The sequence below is a fragment of the Nocardioides sp. Z22_16 genome (genome assembly GCF_058134365.1).
Map to the genome: position 1 here is coordinate 691626 of NZ_JBYTTI010000003.1, position 21378 is coordinate 713003.

A 21378-nucleotide genomic window follows, 5' to 3' on the forward strand; every position below is an offset into this window, starting at 1 on the left:
TCGCCGCCGGGCGCCGGTATCCGTATACTTCCCCGGGTTGCCCGGCCACGCCCTCGTGGACAGCCGGGCGGCACGCCGCCTTAGCTCAGTCGGTAGAGCGAATCACTCGTAATGATTAGGTCATCGGTTCGATTCCGATAGGCGGCTCAGACCGGAACCGCAGGTCGGGGGAGCAGTCCCCGGTACCTGCGGTTCCTGCTTCCTCATGGCACTCTCACGCCGGAGCCGGCCGGCAGCGCACGCGATCGCCCCCGAGAAAAGTGGGTACAACCGCCCCGATCGATCTCGGAACTCCGACCGACCTTGGAACAGAGGCCCATGAAGAAGCTCGCCGTCCTCCTCGCCGCCCCGCTCGTCCTCGCCACGATCTCCCTCGGCCCAGGTGCCCACGCCGCGACCGGCAGCATCAAGGACAAGTCCGGCGACGCTCCCGCCAAGCTCGACCTGACCCGGCTCAAGGTCTCCCACACCTCCACGGAGCTGGTGATCACCGCCAAGGTCCGCGGGCTCCGCACGCGGGACACCCAGTTCTACGGCTACTACGTCTACGGCGCGACGACGTCGGCCACCGGCACCAGCCACCGCTCCCGGAAGGGCGCGGTCGAGGAGGAGTGGTTCCTCCGCCGCAGCGACGGCATGCTGATCCCGACCGAGTGCGCGGCGACGACGACGTGGAACATCAAGCGCAGCACCATCCGCACGACGATCCCGCGCTCCTGCGTCCCCGAGGCGGGAACCCTGCGGGTGAAGGCCTCCACCGGGCCGGGCACGAGGAACGGCGGCGTCTCCGACGTCACCAGGAAGGTCAAGGTCGCCCAGGACTGACGGGGCGCCCAGGACTGACCGGGCGCGCCCAGGTCACGGCGTGCCCCTTCTGAGAATGGCCATCGGTGGCGGGATTCTGCGCATACCGTGGCAGCACGTCATCACGGGGGATGGCTCCCGGGGCAAGGAGACACGATGCGCAGCAGACCACCGATCTGGCCGTGGGCGGTTCCGGTCCTGACCCTGGGCCTGTTCGCACCGCTGGCTCCCTTCGTCATCGCCCTCAAGGTCCAGACGGTGCGCGCGTGGGCGTGGTTCGGAGCCTTCGCCGGTGCGCTGGTGCTGGGCATGGTGGCCCTCGGGTCGCAGCCCGAGGGGGCCGACAACGTCTGGACGAGTCTTGGCCTGGGCATCGTGCTGCTCAACCTGATGGCTGCGTTGACCTACTCGGGGGTCGCCGGCAGGGGCGTGCTGTGGGGCGGCCCGGTGCAGCTGCCTCCGCCGCCGTACCTGCCGCATCCTTCGCCCGACGCCAACGCCGCTGCGGTGGCGGCGGTCCAGGCCGCACGACGGAAGCGCAGCGACGCGCGAGCGCTCGCCCAGCGGGACCCGCAGATGGCGAGGGACCTGCGGATCGGACGGCCGGATCTGTCGCGGAACTTCGATGACGGTGGACTGGTCGACCTCAACAGCGCGCCCGTCTCGGTGATCGTCGAGTGCCTCGACCTGAGCGAGGCGCAGGCCACCCACCTCGTGGACGTCCGTCAGCAGCTGGGCAGGTTCCAGCGTGAGGACGACCTGGTGAATCTCGCCGGCCTCGACGTCGTGCAGTACGACGGCCTCCGCGAGCGAGTCGTCCTGCTGTGACCGCCGTCAGGCACCCGGTCGGCCGAGGCCGCCACCGAATGCCCGTGGCCACACCGTTGACGACGCTGCTCGGCACCTGACAGGGTTCACCAGTCGCCGCTTCTCGAGGAGCCCCTGTGCGCAGCCCGTCCCGTCACCTCCCGCGCCGACGTTGGCGCGTCGCGGTCGCCGCGCCCCTGACGGCCGGTGTCCTCCTCGCCGCCAGCCTGGCCCCCCCGGCGTCCGCCGCCCCCGTGGGCCCGCGCCAGCCGCTGGAGCCGTACGCGGGCAAGGCCGGCGCCAGGACGGTGGGGGTCATCGGCGACTCGATCACCTACAACGCCTACGGCGCCCTCCACCAGTACCTGGACCCGAGCTACCAGGTCGCCGTCCACGGCTGGCCCGGTGCCGCCCTCGCGGATCAGCAGGCGACGGCCGACGAGCTCGCCCTGCGCAGCCCCAGCATCGTGGTGATCCACCTGGGCACCAACAACGCGAACACCCCCGAGGACCTGCCGTCGACCCCTCTGGCGCAGGCGCGTGCCGACCTCGACAACCTGATGGCGACGTTTCCGCAGGCCTCGTGCTTCGTGCTGACCACGGTCAACGCCAACACGCTGCTCGGCAAGATCAACACCTGGGCGGACGAGTTCAACTTCTGGGTGCTCTTCGACCTGCTCAACAAGAACCCCAAGGTGCGGCTCGCCCACTGGAACAACGCGGTGAAGGACTACCACGCCGCCGGTGCGCCGTACGGCGGCATCACCACCGACACGGTGCACGTCAACTGGCTCGGCGCGGACCTGCTGGCCAAGAAGACCCTCGAGGCCGTCAACACCTGCCCGGCCTGATCCGAGCCGGCGCTGACTACCGGTGGGTCAGTCGCAGTTGTCGCAGGTGCCCATCGAGGCGAGCACGTGGTGGCACTTCGGGCAGACCGGCAGGACGCGCTCGGCCAGCGCGTTCTTGCGCTCCCGGGTCCGGCTGGCGGCGAGGCGGGGGGTCAGCTGAGCCCGGCCGCCGTCGGCCGGCAGGCCGGTGGCCTCGTGGCGCTGGTAGCAGGCGAGCCGCTCCCGAGAGGCGTGGCTGTCGGCGTCGGCGGGTGCCTCGCCGCTCTGCGCCAGCACGATCTGGGCGTAGGCGGGGACGACGCCACCCTGGGCGTTGACCACCAGCGAGGGGAGGAGGGGCTCGTCCCGAGCCACGCACTCCTCGGCCACCAGGGCCAGCACGTCGCCGATCCAGTAGTGCGCCGCCTGGGTGGTGGTGACGCCCGAGCGTGCCTGGACGGCAGCGGCCAGGTCCTTCGACGTCACCACCGCGTTGTACTTGCCGGCCACCTCGAGCAGCACCTCGCGGGCTGACTCCGCCCAGATCGGCTTCGGCTCCGCGACGTCCTCCATCACGGTCTCGGTCGTCGTCTCCGCGTCGAGCTGGCTGTCGTGGTCGAAGGTGCTGCGGTCGGTCATAAGGCCTTGCTCTCTGGGTCTTCGGTCTGCTGGCTTGGAGGCGGTGGAGCAGGGGCCACCGCCCCGACGGTACCGGCCCGTAGCGCTGAACGCGCCTTCAGGGACGTTCAGGCGGCGTTCAGCGCACATGCCGCAGAGTCGAGCCACATCGATCCGTGACCCGAGAGGCCCCTCCCATGAAGATCTCCAAGCTCCGCACCAAGCGCGTCCTGATCCCCTCCATCGCCGTGGTCGCCGTCCTCGGCGTCGGCGGCGTGGCGCTGGCCAGCACCGCCGGGGCGGACGAGCTCCAGGGCGGCGACCGCGACCGCGCCTCCTCCGCCGCACTGGAGGCGGCGGGCGGCGGCACCGTCACCGACGCCGAGTCCAGCGACGACCCGGGCGAGGCCTACGAGGTCGAGGTCCGGCTCGAGGACGGCACCGAGGTCGACGTCACGCTCGACGAGGACCTGGCCGTCGTCAGCAAGACGACCGACGACACCGACGACGACACCGACGACGAAACCGACGACGACACCGACGGGTCAGACGACCGCGCCCTCAGCGACACCGAGCGCGGCTCCGCCGAGCGGGCGGCGCTGGACGCGGTCGGCGGCGGCACCGTCACCGACGTCGAGGCCAGCGACGACCGCGGGGTCGCCTTCGAGGTGGAGGTCGTCGAGGACGACGGGACCGAGTGGGACGTCGACCTCGACGACTCCTTCGCGGTGGTGAGCAAGACCGTCGACCGCTGACCCCCGGCTGACCCGGCCTGACCCGGCCAGATCCGGAGCAGGAATGTCGGTGGTCGCTGGTTGGCTGGTGGTCATGGAGCTGGGGGGCGTGGTGCTGGAGGAGCTGTCCGCAGGGCAGCTCCTCCAGCACGCCGAGCGGGTGGCGCAGGTGCGTCGCGAGTGCGAGGTCCAGGAGCTCCGGATCGCGGTGCAGCACGCGGTGCTCAACAATCCCGAGACGCTCGACCCGGAGCTGGCGCGGTTGCCCGGGCGCGAGAAGGCCCGGCGGTACGGCGGCCTGGGCACGCCGCAGGTCGCGGAGTTCTGCTGCGCCACCCTGGCTGCCCGGTTGGGGATCTCCCCGTGGGCGGGAGCCGCGCTGATCGCCGACGCGTTGGACCTCACGATCCGCCTGCCCCGGCTGTGGCGCAGGGTCCAGGCCCTCGAGGTGCGCGCCTCCTACGCCCGGCACGTGGCCCGGCGGACCCGGCAGCTGGACCGGGACCAGGCCTTCTACGTCGACTCCCGGGTCGCCGAGGCGGCCGACGGGCGGATCCCCTGGTCCCGGTTCGAGGCGGTGGTGGAGGGCGCGGTGGCAGCCGCGGACCCGGACGCGGCGGCCGAGCGGGAGCGCGCCGCGGCGGAGCACCAGTTCGCCCGGCCGACGCGTTCCACGGACTCCGGGATGCGCGGGTTCTACGTCCGCGGCCCGTTCCACGTCATCACCCTGCTGGACGCACGAGTGGCGTGGCTGGCCGACATGCTCGCGGCCCTGGGCGACACCGACCCGGTCGACCACCGGCGCGTCAAGGCGATCGCGGTGCGGGCCAACCCGCACCTGGCCGTCGAGCTGATCGCCGCCTTCCAGGCATGGAAGGACCGCCCCGCCGACCCGCCCGAGGCGACGCCGGAGCCCGACCCGGAGGAGCCAGCGCCACAGCCCGCGCCACGGCCCGCGGTGGCGTGCTCCGGTGCCAGGCCCGTCCTCGACTGGGATCGGGTGCTGCCTCGCGTCACCGTCACCGTCCACACCTACGCCCCCGCCTGCTCCTGCGACGAGCAGGCGACCGGGATCGTCCGGCTCCCCGACCACGGCCCGGTCACCGCCGGGTGGGTGCGTCGCTGGCTGGGGGAGGCCCGGTTCACCCTCTCCCCGGTCCTCGACGTCGCCGGGCAGGCCCCGGTCGACTCCTACGAGATCCCGGATCGGCACCGCCGCGCGGTGGAGGTGATGACGCCGGCCGACGTCTTCCCCTTCGCCTCCTCGATCCGCCCCGACTCGCACCAGATCGACCACACCGCGCCCTACGACCACGGAGAGTGCCGCGACCACGGACCGCGCGACGGCAGACCCCCGCCAGGCCAGTCCCGGATCGGCAACTACGGGCCCCTGAGCCCGTTCACCCACCGGGTCAAGACCCACGGCGGGTGGAGTCTCCGGCAGCCTTTCCCCGGGATCTACCTCTGGCGCGACCCGCACGGTGCCCACTACCTGGTCGACCACACCGGCACCCGTCGCCTCGGCGACCGCATCCCGCGGGAGCCAGAGCCTCGACCAGCCACCCAACCGGCCACCCGACCAGACACGCGCCTGCGGGTCGACTACTTCCGTGGCACCCCGGCGGAGGAGGAGCTGGTGCGGGCCGTGGCCCGCGACGTCGCCTGACCAGTCCGACCCGACTTGCCTGAACGGCCGGGCCGGCGCGGCCTCAGCGCTCCGACCGACCTGGCGCGTACCGCCCCCCACCACAGCCCCGCGCCGTACGCCGCGTCGTCCAGCCGGCGTCCGACGACCAGCGCCGGCAGGTCGAGCTCGGCGTCCAGGTGCTCCGAGAGCGCCACGACGGTGTCGACCACCACGGCGGTCGCGGCGGCTCGGCGTACCGGGGGCAGCACGCAGGCGGCCACCGCAGCGGCGGGCCACCAGTGCCGCAGCAGCAGGGAGGACTCCTGCCGCACCGACCAGCCGAGCCCGCGGAGCGCCAGGACCCCCGCGACCGAGACGCGGGCGCCGCGCGGCACGTCGGCGGGCAGCGCCCGGCCCACGGTGACCGCGGCATGGGCCAGGGCCGCACCGGCGACCGGGAGCGACCACCGCCGCCGCAGCAGGAGAGCCGCGCCGGCGACCGCGAGGGTGGGGGAGAGGACGGCGGGCGCGACGTGGGCGCCGTGCCGTTGGGCCAGCAGCGCGCCGCCCGAGCCGTAGAGCACCTTGCGACCCAGCCAGCCCCTCACGGTCGGTCGCACGTCGTGGCGCACGGTGACCGCCGGCTCGTAGCGGACCCGGTGGCCGGCGTCGACGAGGCGCCACACGAGGTCGACGTCCTCGCCCACCCGCAGGTCGGTGTCGAAGCCGCTCCCCAGCCGCGCGGTGCGACCGACCAGGCAGGCGCTGGGCAGCCACGCCACCCCGGCGCCGGGACGCACCGAGTAGGGCTTGCGGCCCAGGCTGAGCGAGGAGGCCGCGGCGTCGTACCGCTCGAACCAGCGCGGTCGGGAGCGCCGGACGTGGCCGACGACCCGAGGGCCGACCAGGGAGACCGACGGGTCGTCGAGGTGCCGGGTGAGCGCCAGCAGCGCCGCCGCGGGGGCCTCCACGTCGGAGTCGACCAGGGCGACCACCGGGGTGGTGACCCGGGCCAGGCCGGCGTTGCGGGCGCCCGCGGGGCCGAGGTTGGTCGTCAGGGCCACGACCGTGGCGCCGTGCCGGGCGGCGACGGCCGCCACCGCGGCCGGATCGTGCGACGCGTCGTCCACCACCACGACCGGCAGCGGGTGGAGGGCCGCCAGGCAGCGGTCGAGCTGCTCCGGGCGGTCGCGCACGGGCACCACCACCGTGAGCTCGGCCGGTTCCCGCGGCGGCGTCGTCCCCAGCACCGGTTGGGCCAGGTTGGTGGCCACCAGCCGCTCGGCGACGTGGGCGGTGGCCGCGTCGGAGACCACCAGCCGTCGCCGGTCCAGGTGGGCGCGCGCGGCCCCGGAGAGGCGCATCGCGGTGAGGGGGGAGCCGCCGACCAGGAAGCGTCCGCCGTCGAGGAGCCGGACCGCCGGCTCGAGCTCGACGGTGAAGCCGTCGGGCAGCCGGGTCTGCGAGAGGGGTGCGGCGCTCACGCCCCGAAGCCGCCGTCCGCGTGCAGGACGGTGCCGTTGACGACGCCTCCGGCCGGGGAGGCGCAGAAGGCGATCGCCGCGGCGATCTCGTCGGGGGCCAGGACGCGGCGGTTGAGCTGGTGGGCGGCGAGCTCCGTCACCGGGACGTCGTAGAGGGTGGCGGTGGCGCGGAGCATGGCGGTGTCGGTGGAGCCGGGCGAGACGGCGCTCGCGGTGACCCCGGTGCCGACCAGGTCGGCCGCGAGCCCCTTCACCAGGCCCACCACGGCGTGCTTGGTGGCGTTGTAGGCAGCGAGGTGGAAGAGGCCGTGGGTGCCGGCGGCGGAGGCGACGGCGACGAAGCGGCAGGTGCCGGGGTCGGGGCCGGCCAGCATGGCCGGCACGGCGGCCGCCGCCGTGTTCCACACGCCCTTGGTCACCACGGCCCAGAGGTCGTCGAGGACCGTCTCGGGGGTCTCCCACAGCGGCTGGCCGCCCAGGATGATCCCCGCGGCCGCGACGGCGACGTCGAGGTGGCCCCACGCCTGCACCGCCTCGTCGACCGCGACGGTGAGGGCGGCCCGGTCGCGGACGTCGACGACCCGGCAGAGCACCCGGTCGCCGTGGCGCTCGGCGAGTCCCTCGAGGTCGTCCCGGGTGGCGAGCGGCGGCCCCTCGCAGGAGTCCACCGCCATCACCCGGTAGCCGTCGGCCACCAGTCGCGCCACGGTGGCGGCGCCGATGCCGCGCGCCGCCCCGGTGACCAGGGCCGTCCGGCTCACGACGGGGCCGGGACCGCGGGGGCGAGCCGGGAGACGATGCCGGAGACCATCGTCTCCAGCACCGCCGCGCCCTCGGCCGCCGAGGCGCCGGCGGGGTCGCCGAGCACCCCGTTGGCCGAGACGGCGGCGATGCCGCCGGCCATCAGCGCGGGCAGGATCTCGGCGAGCGGACGGCAGTCGCCGGCCTCGGCGAGCTCGAGCCGCACCGCCTCGGGAGCGAGGTGGAGCAGCAGCGAGGTCTCGGTGCGACCGGCGTGCAGGTCGACCTCCTCGGTCGCGCAGGCGACCCAGCCCACGTCGTGGCCCTCGGCGACGAGCTGGTCGACGGCCGACCGCAGCGCGGTGAGGTTGCCGCCGTGCGCGTTGACCAGGACGACGCGGGAGGCCCAGGTGCGCACCGAGCGGACCAGCTCCACCACCACGAACCGCAGCGCCTCGGTGCCGATCGACACCGTGCCGGGGAAGGACTGGTGCTCCCCGCTGGAGCCGTAGCTCAGCGGCGGCGCCACCCAGACGCCTGCCGCACGGCCGCCGAGGCGCTCGGCGGCCGCGTCGGCGACGGCGGTGGCGATCAGGGTGTCGGTCTCCAGCGGCAGGTGCGGTCCGTGCTGCTCGATCGAGCCCACCGGCACCAGGACCAGGCCTGCTCCGGCGCTCTCGGCGGAGGTCGCCTGCGCCAGCACGCTCAGCTCCGGGTGGGGCTGGCCGCGTGCAGGCCGGCGGAGCGGGGCTCCCCGAGGGCGCGGTGGAAGCCGTCGGGGACCAGCAGGTGCTCGGGGGTCAGCTCGTCGATCGAGGAGACGCCCAGGCCCAGCAGCGCGGAGTCGATGCCGGAGCGCAGCACGTCGAGGACGTTCCCGACACCCTGCTCGCCGTTGGCGGCGAGGCCCCACAGGTAGGCGCGGCCGATCATCACCGCGCGGGCGCCGAGGGCGACCGCCTTGACCACGTCGGAGCCGCGCCGGATGCCGCCGTCCATCACGACGTCGAGGTCGCTGCCGACGGCGTCGCTGATCGGCTTGACCATCCGGATCGCCGCCGGGGTGCCGTCGAGGTTGTTGCCGCCGTGGTTGGAGACCGAGATCGCGGCGACGCCGATGTCGCGGGCCCGCAGGGCGTCGTCGATCCGGCAGACGCCCTTGAGCATGAACGGGCGGCCGCCGCTGATCTGCGACCACTGCTCCCGCATCCAGGCCACGTCCTCCCACGAGGGGGGCGGGGTGGTCATCCACTCGTAGTAGGCGCCGAAGAAGGTCGGCGCCTCGCCGCCGGGCGGGGCCAGGTTGGGCGCGGTCAGGTCGGGGATCTGCCCGGTGCGGCCGAACTGCCACAGCCACCGCGGCTTCGTCGCGACCTGCGGTGCCATCCGCACCATCGTCTTGAGGTCGACCTTCTCCGGGATCTCCGGGCTGCCCCAGTCGCGGCCCATGGAGAACGACCAGTCGAGGGTGGCGATCAGGCCCACCGCGCCGGCGGCGTGGGCGCGCTGCATCCGCTGCACCACCACGTCGCGGTCGCCGGTCCAGTACATCTGGAAGAAGGTGGTCGCGCCGGTGGCGGTCACCTCCTCGACCGACTTGGAGGCGAAGTTGGACAGACCCATCACGGTGCCGCGGGAGGCCGCCGCGCGCGCGACGGCCACCTCGCCGTCGGGGTGGACGGCCTGGACGCCCGTGGGGCTGATCAGCACCGGGAGGGAGATCTCCTGGCCCATCACCGAGGTGGCCATCTCGCGCAGGGCCTGGTGGCCCGCCACGTGCGGGGCGACTCCCAGCTCGGCGAAGGCGGCCTGGTTGTCGCCCACCGTCTGACCCCGCTCGGAGCCGGCGACCAGGGCGCCGTAGACCGGCGCCGGCAGCCGCTTGCGGGCGCGCTCCTGGGCGACCGCGACGGACTCGAACCAGGGGTTCTGCTTCCAGGGGTTCTGCAGCCACTCGGGCTTCTTGACAGCCATGTTGGGGAGGTCCTCGTCAGTTGGTGGGGGCGGCGAAGCCGGCCAGCGGGTTCTCGGCGCACGCCGAGACCGGGGGAGCGCTGGGTCCGGCCAGGGACGGTGCGCCGGCGCCGGGACGGCGGCTGAGGGTGAGCATCACCGGCTGGTTGCGGGTGGGGTTGGCCTTGGAGTGGTCCTGGCTGGCGGCGGGGACGACCCGGCCGCCGGACTCCGCCAGCTGCTGCAGGGCGGTCTCTCCGTAGCCCTGCACGCACTCCGGGTCGGGCCCGTCGAGCGGCAGGCCGGTGAAGAACTTGGCGGCCATGCAGCCGCCCCGGCAGGTGTCGTAGAAGGTGCACTTCGCACAGGCGCCGCCGGTCTGCGGGGCGCGCAGCTCGGTGAAGAGCTCGGAGTTCTGCCAGACCTCCTTGAAGCCGCCCTCGCCCAGCAGGTTGCCCGCCAGGAAGTTGTCGTGGATGGCGAACGGGCAGGCGTAGACGTCGCCGATCGGGTCGATCAGGCAGACCACGCGCCCGGCACCGCAGAGGTTGAGCCCGGGGAGCGCCTCGCCGAAGGCGGCGAGGTGGAAGAACGAGTCGCCGGTCAGCACGCCCTCGCCGTGGGCCATCAGCCAGTCGTAGAGCTCGCGCTGCTGCTCCGGGAGCGGGTGCAGCTCGTCCCACACGTCGGCGCCGCGGCCGCTGGGGCGCAGCCGGGTCAGTCGCAGCGTGGCGCCGAAGCGGTCGGCCAGCGCCTTGAACTCGTCGAGCTGGCCGATGTTCTGCCGGGTGCAGACGACACTGATCTTGGCATCGGAGAACCCCGCGTCCTGGAGGTTCTGCAGTGCGGTGAGGGCGGTGTCGTAGGAGCCGGGGCCGCGGACGTAGTCGTTGACCTCGGCGGTCGCGCCGTCCAGGGAGATCTGCACGTCGACGTAGCCGTTGCAGGCCGGCGAGGCGAGGAACGCCGCGCGCTCGGGGGTGAGCCGGACGCCGTTGGTGGAGAACTTCACCCCCACCTGGTGGTCGACGGCGTACTGGAGCAGGTGCCAGAAGTCGGGGCGGATCGTGGGCTCGCCGCCGCCGATGTTGACGTAGAAGACCTGCATCCGCTGGAGCTCGTCGATCACCGCCTCGCACTGCTCGGTGGTGAGCTCGCGGGGGTCCCGCCGGCCGCTGCTGGACAGGCAGTGGGCGCACTCCAGGTTGCAGGCGTAGGTGAGCTCCCAGGTCAGGCAGATCGGGGCGTCGAGACCGAGCTCGAACTGCTCGACCAACGTGCCGGTGAGGGGGCGTTCGGGTGCGATGGTCACGCAGCCACTCCTTCGCGGGGACGGATCATGTCGGTGCGGGCCAGGCCGGCGAGCGCGTCGGCGTACGCCGCGTGCTGGGCCGCGGGGACGCCGGCGGCGACCAGCGCCGAGCGGACGTCGGGCTGTTCGCCGAGTGCCCGGACCACTGCCACCAGCTCGGGCCGCTTGAGGAACGTGAGCTTGCGGTTGCCGAAGTGGTAGGCCAGCGCACCGAAGGGCTCGGGTCGCAGCGCCACCGCAGGTGACAGGGTCCAGGCCTCGTCGAGCATCAGTACACGCCGCACATGCCGTCGATGGAGACCTCTTCGATGAGGCTCTCGGCGGTGAGGGTGTCGTCGGACGGGGTGGCGGTGGTGTTGTCGGGGTTCATCGGCGGGTCCTTCCGAGCGGGAATGTGACGTGCGCCCCACAATAAGTGCACTCGTGGTCAAAAGGGAAGGGCCTACATTTCACCCGTGTCCAGACGAGCGACGGTCGGCAGACCGGAGGTGACGAGCCACGCCGCCATCGAGCAGGCGGCGTTCGCGCTCTTCCGCGAGCGCGGCTTCGAGGCCACCACGCTGGAGGCGATCGCGGGGGCGGTGGGCGTCGGTCGGCGCACCCTGTTCAACTACTTCCCCTCCAAGAACGACATCCCCTGGGGGCAGTTCGACCGGACCCTGGAGGGCTTCCGCCGGCTCCTGGCGGAGACTCCCGAGGGGCTCCCGGTCCACGAGGCCGTCGGCCGGGCGATCGTGGAGTTCAACCGGTTCCCCGACGACGCCACGCCCCCGCACATCGAGCGGATGCGGCTGATCCTGGAGACGCCCGCGCTCCAGGCGCACTCCGCCCTGCGGTACGCCGAGTGGCGCCGGGTGATCGCCGAGTTCGCCGCCGAGCGGCTCGGGGTGCCGGCCGAGGCGCTGGAGCCCCGGCTGCTGGGCCACGTCGGCCTGGCGCTGGCCCTGACGGCCTACGAGCTCTGGCTCGACGACCCCGCCCGGGAGGTCACCGACCTGCTGGAGCAGGGCATGACCGCGCTCGCGGACCACTTCTGCGCCTGATCTCTGCTCCCACCCGGCGCCCGCCGACGATCGGCCCGAAGTGGGACCGCAGAACCCTTGCCTTTCGGTGTCCCGTGTGTGCAAAATCATAAGCATCAATCGAATCAATCGTGCGATTGACCTCGGGACATCGGGAGCAGAGATGAAGATCCAGGGCGCACTGCTGTGGGAGCCGGGCACGAAGTCGGGGTGGACGGTCGAGGAGATCGAGCTGGACCCGCCCAAGCGCGGCGAGGCGACGGTCAAGCTCGCGGCCTCCGGCATCTGCCACAGCGACGACCACCTGGACACCGGGGACATCCCGCTCGACTGGGCCCCGGTCCTCGGCGGCCACGAGGGCGCCGGCGTGGTGACCGAGCTGGGCGAGGGCGTGGAGGGCATCGAGGTCGGCGACCACGTCGTCCTCTCCTTCCTGCCCAGCTGTGGCAAGTGCCCGATGTGCATCAGCGGCCGGGCCAACATGTGCGACCTGGGCGCTGGCGTCCTGGCCGGCACCTCGCCCGACGGGACCCACCGGATCCACGCCCGCGGCAAGGGCATCGGGGCGATGTCCTACCTGGGCACCTTCGCCCCCTACGTGACGGTGCCGACCAACGCGCTGGTCAAGATCGACAAGGAGATCCCGCTCAAGTCCGCCGCGCTGATCGGCTGCGGCGTGCCCACCGGCTGGGGCTCCTCGGTCCGCGCGGCCGACATGCAGCTCGGCGACACGGTGGTCGTGATCGGCACCGGCGGCGTCGGCATGAACGCCGTGCAGGGCGCCCGGCAGAAGGGGGCGAGGAACCTGATCGCGGTCGAGCCCGTCGAGTTCAAGCGCGACCTCGCCAAGCAGCTCGGGGCCACGCACAGCGCCGCCGACTTCGCCGAGGCGGCCGAGCTGGTCTCCGGCATGACCAACGGCCAGGGCGCCGACGTCGTGATCATCACCGTCGGGGTGCTGACCCCCGAGATCCTCCAGCCCGCCCAGGAGATGACCAGGCGCGGCGGCACGATCGTGGTCACCTCGGCGGCCCCGGTCACCCAGCGCGACATCCAGCTCGACCTCTACACCTTCGCCATGTCGGGCAAGCGGATCCAGGGCACGCTCTACGGCACCACCAACGCGCAGATCGACATCCCGCTGATCGCGGACCTCTACCGCCGCGGTGAGCACAAGCTCGACGAGCTGATCACCAAGGAGTACAAGCTCGAGGAGATCAACACCGCCTTCCAGGACATGCGCGAGGGCCGCAACGTCCGCGGCGTCATCGTCTACGACGACTGAGCGGGGAGGGGGGCGACGCATGACGACAGCCACCCACACGCGGCCCCAGACACCAGAGACCCAGACACCGGAAACAGAGGAAGTCCCATGAGCGACGGCAACATCAGGAGCTTCGACAAGCTCTTCATCGGCGGCACGTGGGTCGAGCCCAGCACCGACCGCAAGATCGAGGTCGTCTCGCCGATCACCGAAGAGGTGATCGCGACCGTCCCCGAGGCCAGCGAGGCCGACATGGACAAGGCGATCGCCGCGGCCCGCCGGGCGTTCGACGAGGGCCCCTGGCCCCGGATGACACCCGCCGAGCGGGCCGAGGTCCTGGCGCGCGTCGGCAAGGAGGTGGAGAGCCGCCTGCCGGAGATGATCGAGGCGTTCACCGCCGAGATCGGCGCTCCCGCCGCGATCAGCGAGGCCTTCCACGGCAACGCGATCAAGATGTGGGGCGACGCCGCCACGCTCCACGAGCGCTTCGAGTTCGAGGAGGAGCGCACCTGGGCCGACGGCCACGGCAAGCTGGTGCGCGAGCCGGTCGGCGTCGTCGCGGTCATCATCCCGTGGAACGGGCCGGTCGCCACCGCCTCGCTCAAGATCGGCCCCGCGCTCGCGGCCGGCTGCACCGTGGTGCTCAAGCCGGCCCCCGAGGGTCCGGTCAGCACCATGATCCTGGCCGAGGCGCTCGAGGCGGCGGGCCTGCCGGAGGGCGTCATCAGCCTGCTCCCCGGCGGCCGCGAGGTCGGGGAGTACCTGGTCAAGCAGAAGGACGTGGACAAGATCTCGTTCACCGGCAGCACCGCCGCCGGCCGCCGGATCATGAGCCTCGCCGGAGACCGGATCGCCCGGGTCACCCTGGAGCTCGGCGGCAAGTCGGCCGGCATCATCGCCGACGACATCCCGCTCGACCAGGTCCTCCCGACGCTGGCCTTCGCCGGCATCGGCTCCTCGGGCCAGGTCTGCGCCGCCATCACCCGGATCGTGGTGCCCCGGCACCGTCAGGACGAGGTCGTCGAGGCGCTCAAGGGCATCTTCGAGAGCGTCAAGGTGGGCGACCCCCGCGAGGCCGACACCGTGATCGGCCCGCTGGCCGCTGAGCGCCAGCGTGAGCGGGTCGAGGGCTACATCAAGATCGGCGTCGAGGAGGGCGCCCGCCTGGTCACCGGGGGCGAGCGGCCGAAGGAGCTCGACCGCGGGTGGTACGTGCCGCCGACGATCTTCGCCGACGTGCGCAACGACATGCGGATCGCGCAGGAGGAGATCTTCGGGCCGGTGGTCTGCGTGATCCCCTTCGACACCGTCGAGGAGGCGATCCAGATCGCCAACGACTCCGACTACGGCCTCTCCGGCGCCGTCTACGCCTCCGACGTGGAGCTCGCCGAGAGCATCGCCCGGCGGGTGCGCACCGGCCAGATCTCGGTCAACACCTGGGGGATGTGCGTCGTGCAGCCCTTCGGCGGCTACAAGCAGTCCGGCCTCGGGCGCGAGGGCAACGTCGAGGGCCTGAGCGCCTTCCTCGAGACCAAGCTCATCCAGTACGCCTGAGAGTCGCGTCGAGCTGGGGCTCAGGGCCGTCGTGACGCCCTGAGCCCCAGCACCACGCCCCAGCCGACCACTCCCAGCAGGACGCAGAGCCCGCCCGCCGAGGCGAGCAGCACGGCGAGGGCGGTCCCCCAGGGGCTGCCCTGGTACTGCGCCGCCGTGCCCTCCAGGACGAGCTCGCGCTGCCGCGCCGCACTGATCGCCAGGACGAAGGCCGCGACCACCTGCACGAAGAGCCCGCCGGCGATCGCCAGGTTGAGGGCGCGCCGCGCGCGCTCGGCCTCCGTGGGCTCCTCCTCCGGGCCCGCGACCGGGCCGCCGGCCCGCTCCACGGCGTCCAGGATCTGCGGACCGTGGGCGCGGGCGACCAAGCCCAACCGGGTCATCGTCGGTGACTGGGCGGAGCGGAGGCCGAGGGTGTCCGCCTCCGCCACCACCCGCCGCAGCTCCGGCCAGCGGAAGACCCGCTCGGTCTCCAGGCCGTAGACGCAGAGCGCCCCCTCCCGCACCACCAGGACGCTCGCCTCCCCGTCGTGGGTCACCGGCCAGGTGTCGGTGGTCTGCCCCGACGCCGCCACGCGCCTGCGCAGCTCCTCGCTGACCTCGAGCTCATCGATCTCCATGGGCAGAGGATGGCACGCCGCCGGCCGCGTCATACGTGACCTGCGTCTCACCGGCGTGCCACACTGACCGGGTGATCGCCCTGCACACCGCCGTCGCGATCGTCCTGGCGATCGGCCTGATCATCCGCTTCAAGGTCGACCCGGTGATCTCCCTGATCATCGCCTCGCTCTACCTGGGCCTCGCCTCCGGCGTGGGGGTCACCGGGACGATCGAGGCGATCACCCTCGGGTTCGGCGAGATCATGGCGGAGGTCGGCCTGCTCATCGGGTTCGGCGTGCTGATCGGCGCCCTGCTCCAGGTCAACGGCACCTTCCAGCGACTGGTCGACGTGCTGGTCCGCGTCGTGGGCGCCACCCGGCTGCCCTACACCCTCTCCACCCTGCTCTCCACGGTGCTGCCGTCGATCTACGTCGACGTGCAGGTGGTGCTGGCCGCGCCCGTCGCCCGCTCGGCCGCGCCGCGGCTGGGCCGGATCGGGCTGCCGCTGCTCGCCTCGGCGCTGGGCGTCGGCATCTTCGCCGGCTACGTCTTCGTGATCCCCGGCCTGGCGGCGATCTCCATCGCCGGCCTCCTCGACATCTCGCTCGGCACCTGGCTCCTCTTCGGCATCGTGATCGGTCCGCTGACGGCGATCCTCACCTCGCTGGTGATGCGCGTGGTGCTGAGCCGCGGCTTCTGGAAGCCCGACACCGACGAGGAGCTGCACCAGGCCCTGGCCGACCGGGAGGCCGCCGCCGAGGCGGCCGCCGGGGAGGACGGCGCCGAGGGCGACGGGGACACCGGACGGCTGCCGCTCCTGGTGCTGCTGCTGCCGATCCTGGTCCCGCTGGCGATGATCGCCTTCGGGGCCTTCGCCGACCTGCTCGACTTCTCCACCCCGTTCATCGAGTTCCTCGGCAACGCCAACTTCGCGCTCTTCATCGGACTGGTCGGCGCCTACGCACTCTCCCGCGGCACGGCGGGGCTCGACAGCACCCGCGAGGCCCTGGACGACGGCTTCCACACCACCGGCGAGATCCTGCTGGTCACCGGGGTCGGCGGCTCGCTCGGCGCGGTGATCGGGGCGACGGACCTCGACGAGGTGCTCGGGGGGTTCTTCACCGCCGACAGCGGTGCCCCGGTGATCCTGAGCGTCCTGCTGGCCTGGTTCGTCGCGGCGCTGCTCCACCTGGCCATCGGATCGGTCTCGGTGGCGGCGATCGCCGCGGCCGGGATCCTCGGTCCCATCGTCGGCTCGCTCGACGTCGCCCCGGTGGCGATCGGACTCGCCATCGCCTCGGGCGCGATGTTCGCGCTCCAGGTCAACAGCAACTTCTTCTGGATGTTCAAGGCACTGCTGGGGCTCTCCACCAAGGGCGCCCTCAAGACGCTGACCCTGGCCACCTCGGTGGGGTCGGTCGTCTCCCTGCCGATGGTGGTGCTGGTCTCCCTCTTCGCCTGAGCGGCGGTGCCCGGCGGCGCCGGGTCAGGGCTGGAGTGACCAGTCCCCGCAGCCGGAGGTCTCGAAGGAGCGCCCGTCGTCCAGGGTCACGGTGGCCTCGTCGCCGCCGGTGACCGACTCCTCGGTGAGCGTCTCGCCACCGACCTCGGCCGACCGCACGGTCCAGGTGCAGCTGTCGCTGCCGCCCGACGAGCGGTACGTCCCGGGGAGGAGGTCGGAGCCCACCTGGAAGGTGCCGTCGCCGACGACGCTGTCGGCGAGCTGGGACTGCTCGGCCAGCGCCTGCTCGGCGGTCGCGACCGCCTGCTCGCGCTGCTGGAGGCCCTTGACCCGCCGGGTGAGCGCCTTCTCCTTCTGGCGGAGCTTGCGCTGGGCCTTCGCGAGCTCCTGCTGCTCCTCCTCGAGCGTCTGCTCGCGGGTGCTCAGGTCGTCGTCGCGGGAGCTCAGCTCGGCCGCGCGGACCTGCTGGTCGGACTCCCCGTCGCCGAAGAGGTCGGTGGTGCCGGCGGCGAAGCCCGCGGCCCCGGCCGCCAGGGCCACGACGAGGGCGACGGCCCAGAGCCGGCCGGAGCCCCCGTGCGAAGCGTCCTCGGCGTCACCGGGCCCGGCGCCCGGCGCGTCGACCGGCGCGTCGCCGGTCGTCGGTGCGTCCTGCTCCGCCTCGTAGGTCGGCAGCGGCTTCGGGGCGACCTCGAAGCGCCCGTTGGCGACGTCTCTCCAGGTGGGCGGCGGTGTGTCGGTCATGGCAGTGGTCGCGTCCTTGGTCGTGTGGTGCGTCGAGGCTCCCCATGGGCCCGGGCACGACAGTGAATCGCGGGCGAGGTGCCCCGCGGGCCAGAATCGGCAAAGTGGACGCGGCCCGCACTCAGTCGTCGCGCAGGCGCCCGTAGGCGTGCTGCAGGAAGTCCGAGACCGAGACCACCACCATCACCCCGGCCCAGGCACGGCTCGCCCGCGGCGCGAAGGTCAGGCCGGCGACGTACGCCGTGCTCACCCAGACGCCGAGGCAGAACGGGCAGGTGAGCAGCTCGCCGACGGTGTGGCGGACCGGCCCCTCGTCGGTGGGGTGCTCGAGGTGCTCGCCGGAGCCGGCCGGCCCCTCGAAGCGGACGAACGGCGCCCGCAGCGGGCTGGCCACCGACGACCGGGAGAGGATGCGGGTGAACTTGTGGGTGGCCACGCCGCCGAGCACCAGGTCCTGGACGCCGTAGCTCTCCGGCACCTCCCCCGGACGCGCCCGCGCGACCGCCGCCGTGAGAGCGACGAGTGCCGAGTAGGAGAGCATGCTGGCGGCGAAGCCCGCCAGGTTGACCTCTTGGTCGGGGTCGTAGGAGCGGGGTGTCGACATCAGCCCGGTCAGGGCGGAGGGGACGAGCTTCATGGTGCTCCTCGGGACGCGGTGAGATCAGGAGACCTGCGTACCCAGCCACCGGGCGCTTCACCCGCCGCCGGGGCTCGTCAGTCGGGGAGCACCTCGCCCAGCACCCGCAGCGTGTTGCCGCCCATGATCGCGGCGACGTCGGCCTCGCTGTGACCGCGGGCCAGCAGCTCCTGGGTGATCACCGCGATCTCGCTGACGTCCCAGGCGACCGTGGTGGCGCCGTCGTAGTCGCTGCCCAGGGCGGCGGTCGCGAGGCCGCCGACCTCGATCACGTGCTCGAGGGCGTCGACCACCGCCGTCGGCGTGGGGTCGCAGATCGCGGCGTCCCAGTAGCCGATGCCGACGACCCCGCCGGTGGCGGCGACCGCCTCGATCTGCTCGTCGCTGAGGTTGCGGTTGACCCCGCAGGTCGCCTGGACGCCGCCGTGGCTGGAGACCAGCGGCCGGGTCGCCGTCTCGAGGATCTCCTCGACCGCGGCCGGGCTGGCGTGGGCGATGTCGACGACGATGCCGAGCCGCTCCATCTCGGCCAGCATCTCGCGGCCCAGGTCGGTGAGGCCGCCCTTCTCCTCCCCGTGCATCGACCCCGAGGTCTCGTTGTCGAAGAAGTGGGTGAAGCCGGCCATCCGGACGCCGGCGTCGAAGAGCCGCTGGAGGTTGGTCGGATCACCCTCGAGGTTGTGCAGTCCCTCGACCGAGAAGAGGGCGCCGATGACCTGCTCGCCGCGCTCCCGGGCCGCGAGGAGCTCCTCGAGGTCGCCCTTGGTGCGGACGGTGCGGAGCCTGCCCTGCGACTCCTCGGCGGCCCGGTCCAGCTTGTCGGCGTGGTAGAGCGAGCGCTCGAGCAGCGAGGTCCAGGTCCGCGGCGGCTGCGCCTGGGCCAGCGTCAGCAGGGTGATGTTGTCGGTCTCGTCGGAGTTGGAGTCGTAGTTCTGCTTCTTCGGCGACTTCGAGACCGACGAGAAGACCTGGAGCGCGACGTTGCCCTCCTCCAGGCGGGGCAGGTCCATGTGGCCGCGGTCGCCGCGCTCGAGCAGGTCGCGGTCCCACATCAGGGTGTCGGAGTGCATGTCCACGATGGTCAGCCGGTCGTGCACCGCGCGGGCCTGCTCGGTGACCGCCGGCAGGTCGGCGTCGGCGAGCTGGTTGAGGGAGTTCTCGACGATCCGCGGGGCGAGGGTGAAGAACCCGACCGCCGCCAGGACCAGCACCACGACGAGCGCCAGCGCGGTGCGGCGCACCCAGCGCCGGGGGCGGCGCCCGGTCATGCCCCGGGGCTCACGCGGGGTGCCGTCCGCTCGGCCACCGGGGCCCGGTCGACCACTCCCGCGCGCAGGAACCGGCCGGTCCGCTCGCGGTCCACCAGCCCCGTGGGCACGCCGTGGCGGAAGACCGCCCGGCCGCCGACCATCACCAGCGGCACGGTCGCGTCGTTGCGGTTGACCATCCGCGGCAGGCCGTCGTACTGGGCGCAGGGCTCCTCGGCGTACTCCTCCAGCGAGTCGTCGAGCCGGCTCGGGTCCACCACCATCAGGTCCGCCCGGTCGCCCACCCGCAGGTGGCCGGCGTCCAGGCCGTACCAGTCGGCGAGCTCGCCGGTCATCCGGTGCACCGCGCGCTCCGGGGTGAGGAACGGCTCGCCGGCCCGCTCGGCGTCCTGCACGTGCTTGAGCAGGCGCAGGCCGAAGTTGTAGAAGGCCATGTTGCGCAGGTGCGCCCCGGCGTCGGAGAACCCCATCTGCACGCCCTTCTCGGCGGCGATCTTGCGCAGCACCCCGGGTCGGTGACCCGAGATGGTGGTCCGCCAGCGCAGGGCCGTGCCGTGCTCGACCACCAGGTCGAGGAAGGCGTCGACCGGGTGCAGGCCGCCGCGGTCGACCCCGACCTGGCCGAACGACCTGCCGACCACCGACGGGTCCGGGCAGGCGACGATCTCGGCGTCGAAGAAGTCGCGGTGCCACACCCGCGGGGTGTACCTGGTCTCGTAGTCGCGGCGGAACGCCGCGCGGTACTCCGGGTCGCGCATCAGCTCGTCGCGGGCGATCCTCTCGCTCAGGTGGAGGGCGGCCGCCCCGGCGCCGAACTCCTCGAAGATGACCAGGTCGATGCCGTCGGCGTAGACCTCGAACGGCACCGGCAGGTGCTGCCACCGGAAGTCGCCCCCGAGCCGGTTGACGACCGCCGCGAGCCCGCGCATCAGGTGGATGACGAAGGGGATCGCCTTGAGGTCGGCGGCCGAGAGCAGGCTGGTGCGCAGCGGGCGCCGCTCTCGGCCGGGCACCGGCAGGCCGATCGAGTGGAGGGCCTGGAGCAGGATGGTGTGCGGGTGCGAGGCGTCCGGGCCGGCCTGCAGCACCCGGTCGCGGCGGCGCAGGATCGAGCGGAGCCGCCGCATCTCGCGGCCCTTCGCGTAGGTGGACGGCAGGGTGCGCGAGCGGCACAGGTCGCCGTCCAGCTTGTCGAAGAGCAGCTGCTGGGCCGACATCCCGACGAAGCCGGCGTCGAGGGCCGACTCGAGCAGCTGCTCCATCCGCCGCTGCTCGGCCGGCGTGGGCCGCTCGCTGTCGCGGGTGGCGCGGTCCAGCCCCATCGTGGCGGTCCGCAGGTCGGAGTGGCCGAGGAACGCCGCCAGGTTGGGACCGAGCGCCAGCCGCTCCAGCGCGTCGACGTAGGAGTCGGCGTCGTGCCAGGTCTTGGCACCCCGGAGGTGGTCGATGACGTGCTGGCGGGGGATCGCCTCCACCCGCCCGAAGAGGTCGCCGGCGTCGACGCTGTCGACGTGGACGGTCGACAGCGAGCAGGAGCCCAGCAGCACGGTGGTCACGCCGTGCCGCAGCGACTCGCGCAGCGAGGGCCCCCGCAGCACCTCCACGTCGTAGTGGGTGTGGATGTCGATCATCCCCGGCAGCAGCCACCGCCCGGCCGCCTCCACCACGTCGGGGCAGCCGGTGGTGTCGAGGGGGTCGGCCGAGACCGCCGCGACGAGGCCGTCACGGACTCCGACGTCACGCGTCGCCGACGGCCCGCCCGTCCCGTCGAACCACCGCGCCCCGCGGATCACCGTGTCGAACGGCGCGCCCCCGCCCAGGCTCTCGGGGGCGGAAGGTGTGGCGTGGGTCACGTCGGAGGGCATGGGTCATGGAAGCGCCGCGCGGGCCCGGGTGTCAACGCCACGCACCTCACCG

At 72.9% G+C, this 21378-nt stretch carries 22 protein-coding genes and 1 tRNA gene; 10 read left to right on the forward strand and 13 right to left on the reverse strand.

The features are described from left to right. The first annotated feature begins 74 nt into the window (after window positions 1-74). The 4 genes from AC3X7R_RS11720 (at window position 75) to AC3X7R_RS11735 (ending at window position 2462) form a co-directional block, all read left to right on the forward strand. Window positions 75-147 (forward strand) — tRNA-Thr (locus tag AC3X7R_RS11720). A gap of 171 nt (window positions 148-318) precedes the next feature. Next, on the forward strand, window positions 319-825 hold the full coding sequence (locus AC3X7R_RS11725) for a hypothetical protein (protein WP_489965826.1): 507 nt from the start codon (window positions 319-321) through the stop codon (window positions 823-825). A 135-nt stretch (window positions 826-960) separates the two neighbouring features. Further along, complete coding sequence (locus AC3X7R_RS11730; RefSeq protein ID WP_489965827.1) at window positions 961-1632, forward strand: ComEA family DNA-binding protein; 672 nt, start codon at window positions 961-963, stop codon at window positions 1630-1632. Window positions 1633-1748: 116 nt separating this feature from the next. Beyond that, window positions 1749-2462: an SGNH/GDSL hydrolase family protein gene (locus tag AC3X7R_RS11735; protein ID WP_489965828.1), complete on the forward strand. Its 714-nt coding sequence runs from the start codon at window positions 1749-1751 to the stop codon at window positions 2460-2462. A gap of 27 nt (window positions 2463-2489) precedes the next feature. On the opposite strand, the gene AC3X7R_RS11740 is transcribed toward AC3X7R_RS11735, so the two are convergent. After that, window positions 2490-3080 carry a hypothetical protein gene (locus tag AC3X7R_RS11740; RefSeq protein WP_489965829.1) on the reverse strand — a complete coding sequence of 197 codons (591 nt, stop codon included), beginning with the start codon at window positions 3078-3080 and terminating at the stop codon, window positions 2490-2492. Window positions 3081-3256: 176 nt separating this feature from the next. On the opposite strand from AC3X7R_RS11740, the gene AC3X7R_RS11745 reads away from it, so the two are divergent. Both AC3X7R_RS11745 and AC3X7R_RS11750 read left to right on the forward strand, forming a co-directional pair. Next, window positions 3257-3814, forward strand: a complete 558-nt coding sequence (locus tag AC3X7R_RS11745) for a PepSY domain-containing protein (RefSeq protein WP_489965830.1) — start codon at window positions 3257-3259, stop codon at window positions 3812-3814. Between the two features lie 49 nt (window positions 3815-3863). After that, window positions 3864-5459, forward strand: coding sequence for a DUF222 domain-containing protein (locus AC3X7R_RS11750; RefSeq protein WP_489965831.1), 1596 nt, complete (start codon window positions 3864-3866; stop codon window positions 5457-5459). On the opposite strand, the gene mftF is transcribed toward AC3X7R_RS11750, so the two are convergent. Genes mftF through mftA form a run of 7 tightly spaced genes read right to left on the reverse strand, consistent with a single transcriptional unit; the run spans window position 5396 to window position 11280 of the window. Next, the gene (gene mftF / locus AC3X7R_RS11755; protein ID WP_489965832.1) at window positions 5396-6904 is read right to left on the reverse strand and encodes a mycofactocin biosynthesis glycosyltransferase MftF; all 1509 of its coding nucleotides are present in this window, start codon (window positions 6902-6904) and stop codon (window positions 5396-5398) included. The two genes, AC3X7R_RS11750 and mftF, sit on opposite strands and share 64 nt — an antisense overlap. Further along, on the reverse strand, window positions 6901-7665 hold the full coding sequence (locus AC3X7R_RS11760) for a mycofactocin-coupled SDR family oxidoreductase (RefSeq protein ID WP_489965833.1): 765 nt from the start codon (window positions 7663-7665) through the stop codon (window positions 6901-6903). Before AC3X7R_RS11760 ends, mftF begins: the two co-directional genes overlap by 4 nt. After that, the gene (gene mftE, locus AC3X7R_RS11765; RefSeq protein WP_489965834.1) at window positions 7662-8348 is read right to left on the reverse strand and encodes a mycofactocin biosynthesis peptidyl-dipeptidase MftE; all 687 of its coding nucleotides are present in this window, start codon (window positions 8346-8348) and stop codon (window positions 7662-7664) included. Before mftE ends, AC3X7R_RS11760 begins: the two co-directional genes overlap by 4 nt. 2 nt (window positions 8349-8350) lie before the next feature. Then, window positions 8351-9619, reverse strand: coding sequence for a pre-mycofactocin synthase MftD (gene mftD, locus AC3X7R_RS11770; protein WP_489965835.1), 1269 nt, complete (start codon window positions 9617-9619; stop codon window positions 8351-8353). Window positions 9620-9635: 16 nt separating this feature from the next. Further along, complete coding sequence (mftC, locus tag AC3X7R_RS11775) at window positions 9636-10910, reverse strand: mycofactocin radical SAM maturase (RefSeq protein ID WP_489965836.1); 1275 nt, start codon at window positions 10908-10910, stop codon at window positions 9636-9638. Then, window positions 10907-11179, reverse strand: a complete 273-nt coding sequence (gene mftB / locus AC3X7R_RS11780; protein ID WP_489965837.1) for a mycofactocin biosynthesis chaperone MftB — start codon at window positions 11177-11179, stop codon at window positions 10907-10909. Before mftB ends, mftC begins: the two co-directional genes overlap by 4 nt. Next, the gene (gene mftA, locus AC3X7R_RS11785) at window positions 11179-11280 is read right to left on the reverse strand and encodes a mycofactocin precursor MftA (protein ID WP_489965838.1); all 102 of its coding nucleotides are present in this window, start codon (window positions 11278-11280) and stop codon (window positions 11179-11181) included. Before mftA ends, mftB begins: the two co-directional genes overlap by 1 nt. A gap of 85 nt (window positions 11281-11365) precedes the next feature. Here mftA and mftR point away from each other — a divergent pair, with 85 nt between their 5' ends. The 3 genes from mftR (at window position 11366) to AC3X7R_RS11800 (ending at window position 14750) form a co-directional block, all read left to right on the forward strand. Next, a complete protein-coding gene (gene mftR, locus AC3X7R_RS11790) occupies window positions 11366-11953 on the forward strand; it encodes a mycofactocin system transcriptional regulator MftR (RefSeq protein WP_489965839.1) in 588 nt (195 codons plus the stop codon). A 142-nt stretch (window positions 11954-12095) separates the two neighbouring features. Next, window positions 12096-13217: an NDMA-dependent alcohol dehydrogenase gene (locus tag AC3X7R_RS11795; RefSeq protein WP_489965840.1), complete on the forward strand. Its 1122-nt coding sequence runs from the start codon at window positions 12096-12098 to the stop codon at window positions 13215-13217. A gap of 87 nt (window positions 13218-13304) precedes the next feature. Further along, a complete protein-coding gene (locus tag AC3X7R_RS11800) occupies window positions 13305-14750 on the forward strand; it encodes an aldehyde dehydrogenase (RefSeq protein ID WP_489965841.1) in 1446 nt (481 codons plus the stop codon). Between the two features lie 20 nt (window positions 14751-14770). Here the strand turns inward: AC3X7R_RS11800 and AC3X7R_RS11805 are convergent, their stop codons facing one another. Continuing rightward, a complete protein-coding gene (locus tag AC3X7R_RS11805) occupies window positions 14771-15370 on the reverse strand; it encodes a hypothetical protein (RefSeq protein WP_489965842.1) in 600 nt (199 codons plus the stop codon). A 71-nt stretch (window positions 15371-15441) separates the two neighbouring features. On the opposite strand from AC3X7R_RS11805, the gene AC3X7R_RS11810 reads away from it, so the two are divergent. Next, window positions 15442-16812 carry a GntP family permease gene (locus tag AC3X7R_RS11810; protein WP_489965843.1) on the forward strand — a complete coding sequence of 457 codons (1371 nt, stop codon included), beginning with the start codon at window positions 15442-15444 and terminating at the stop codon, window positions 16810-16812. Between the two features lie 24 nt (window positions 16813-16836). Here AC3X7R_RS11810 and AC3X7R_RS11815 read toward each other — a convergent pair whose 3' ends face one another. The 4 genes from AC3X7R_RS11815 to AC3X7R_RS11830 all read right to left on the reverse strand — a co-directional run bounded on the left by AC3X7R_RS11815 (window position 16837) and on the right by AC3X7R_RS11830 (window position 21314). After that, entirely contained in the window at window positions 16837-17556 is a 720-nt protein-coding gene (locus AC3X7R_RS11815) for an Rv1352/Rv1906c domain-containing protein (protein ID WP_489965844.1), read from the reverse strand. A gap of 121 nt (window positions 17557-17677) precedes the next feature. Continuing rightward, the gene (locus AC3X7R_RS11820) at window positions 17678-18193 is read right to left on the reverse strand and encodes a DUF1360 domain-containing protein (protein ID WP_489965845.1); all 516 of its coding nucleotides are present in this window, start codon (window positions 18191-18193) and stop codon (window positions 17678-17680) included. A gap of 77 nt (window positions 18194-18270) precedes the next feature. Further along, entirely contained in the window at window positions 18271-19461 is a 1191-nt protein-coding gene (locus AC3X7R_RS11825) for a dipeptidase (protein WP_489965846.1), read from the reverse strand. After that, window positions 19458-21314, reverse strand: coding sequence for an N-acyl-D-amino-acid deacylase family protein (locus tag AC3X7R_RS11830; RefSeq protein ID WP_489965847.1), 1857 nt, complete (start codon window positions 21312-21314; stop codon window positions 19458-19460). The genes AC3X7R_RS11825 and AC3X7R_RS11830 overlap by 4 nt, the downstream gene beginning before the upstream one ends. Window positions 21315-21378: the final 64 nt, after the last annotated feature.

Excerpts from the sequence above, each read along its gene's own strand:
- AC3X7R_RS11725 (WP_489965826.1), top strand. The coding sequence starts at position 319 with ATGAAGAAGCTCGCCGTCCTCCTCGCCGCCCCGCTCGTCCTCGCCACG.
- AC3X7R_RS11730 (WP_489965827.1), top strand. The coding sequence starts at position 961 with ATGCGCAGCAGACCACCGATCTGGCCGTGGGCGGTTCCGGTCCTGACC.
- AC3X7R_RS11740 (WP_489965829.1), bottom strand. The coding sequence starts at position 3,080 with ATGACCGACCGCAGCACCTTCGACCACGACAGCCAGCTCGACGCGGAG.
- AC3X7R_RS11745 (WP_489965830.1), top strand. The coding sequence starts at position 3,257 with ATGAAGATCTCCAAGCTCCGCACCAAGCGCGTCCTGATCCCCTCCATC.
- mftD (WP_489965835.1), bottom strand. The coding sequence starts at position 9,619 with ATGGCTGTCAAGAAGCCCGAGTGGCTGCAGAACCCCTGGAAGCAGAAC.
- mftB (WP_489965837.1), bottom strand. The coding sequence starts at position 11,179 with ATGCTCGACGAGGCCTGGACCCTGTCACCTGCGGTGGCGCTGCGACCC.
- mftA (WP_489965838.1), bottom strand. The coding sequence starts at position 11,280 with ATGAACCCCGACAACACCACCGCCACCCCGTCCGACGACACCCTCACC.
- AC3X7R_RS11795 (WP_489965840.1), top strand. The coding sequence starts at position 12,096 with ATGAAGATCCAGGGCGCACTGCTGTGGGAGCCGGGCACGAAGTCGGGG.
- AC3X7R_RS11800 (WP_489965841.1), top strand. The coding sequence starts at position 13,305 with ATGAGCGACGGCAACATCAGGAGCTTCGACAAGCTCTTCATCGGCGGC.
- AC3X7R_RS11805 (WP_489965842.1), bottom strand. The coding sequence starts at position 15,370 with ATGGAGATCGATGAGCTCGAGGTCAGCGAGGAGCTGCGCAGGCGCGTG.
- AC3X7R_RS11815 (WP_489965844.1), bottom strand. The coding sequence starts at position 17,556 with ATGACCGACACACCGCCGCCCACCTGGAGAGACGTCGCCAACGGGCGC.
- AC3X7R_RS11820 (WP_489965845.1), bottom strand. The coding sequence starts at position 18,193 with ATGAAGCTCGTCCCCTCCGCCCTGACCGGGCTGATGTCGACACCCCGC.
- AC3X7R_RS11825 (WP_489965846.1), bottom strand. The coding sequence starts at position 19,461 with ATGACCGGGCGCCGCCCCCGGCGCTGGGTGCGCCGCACCGCGCTGGCG.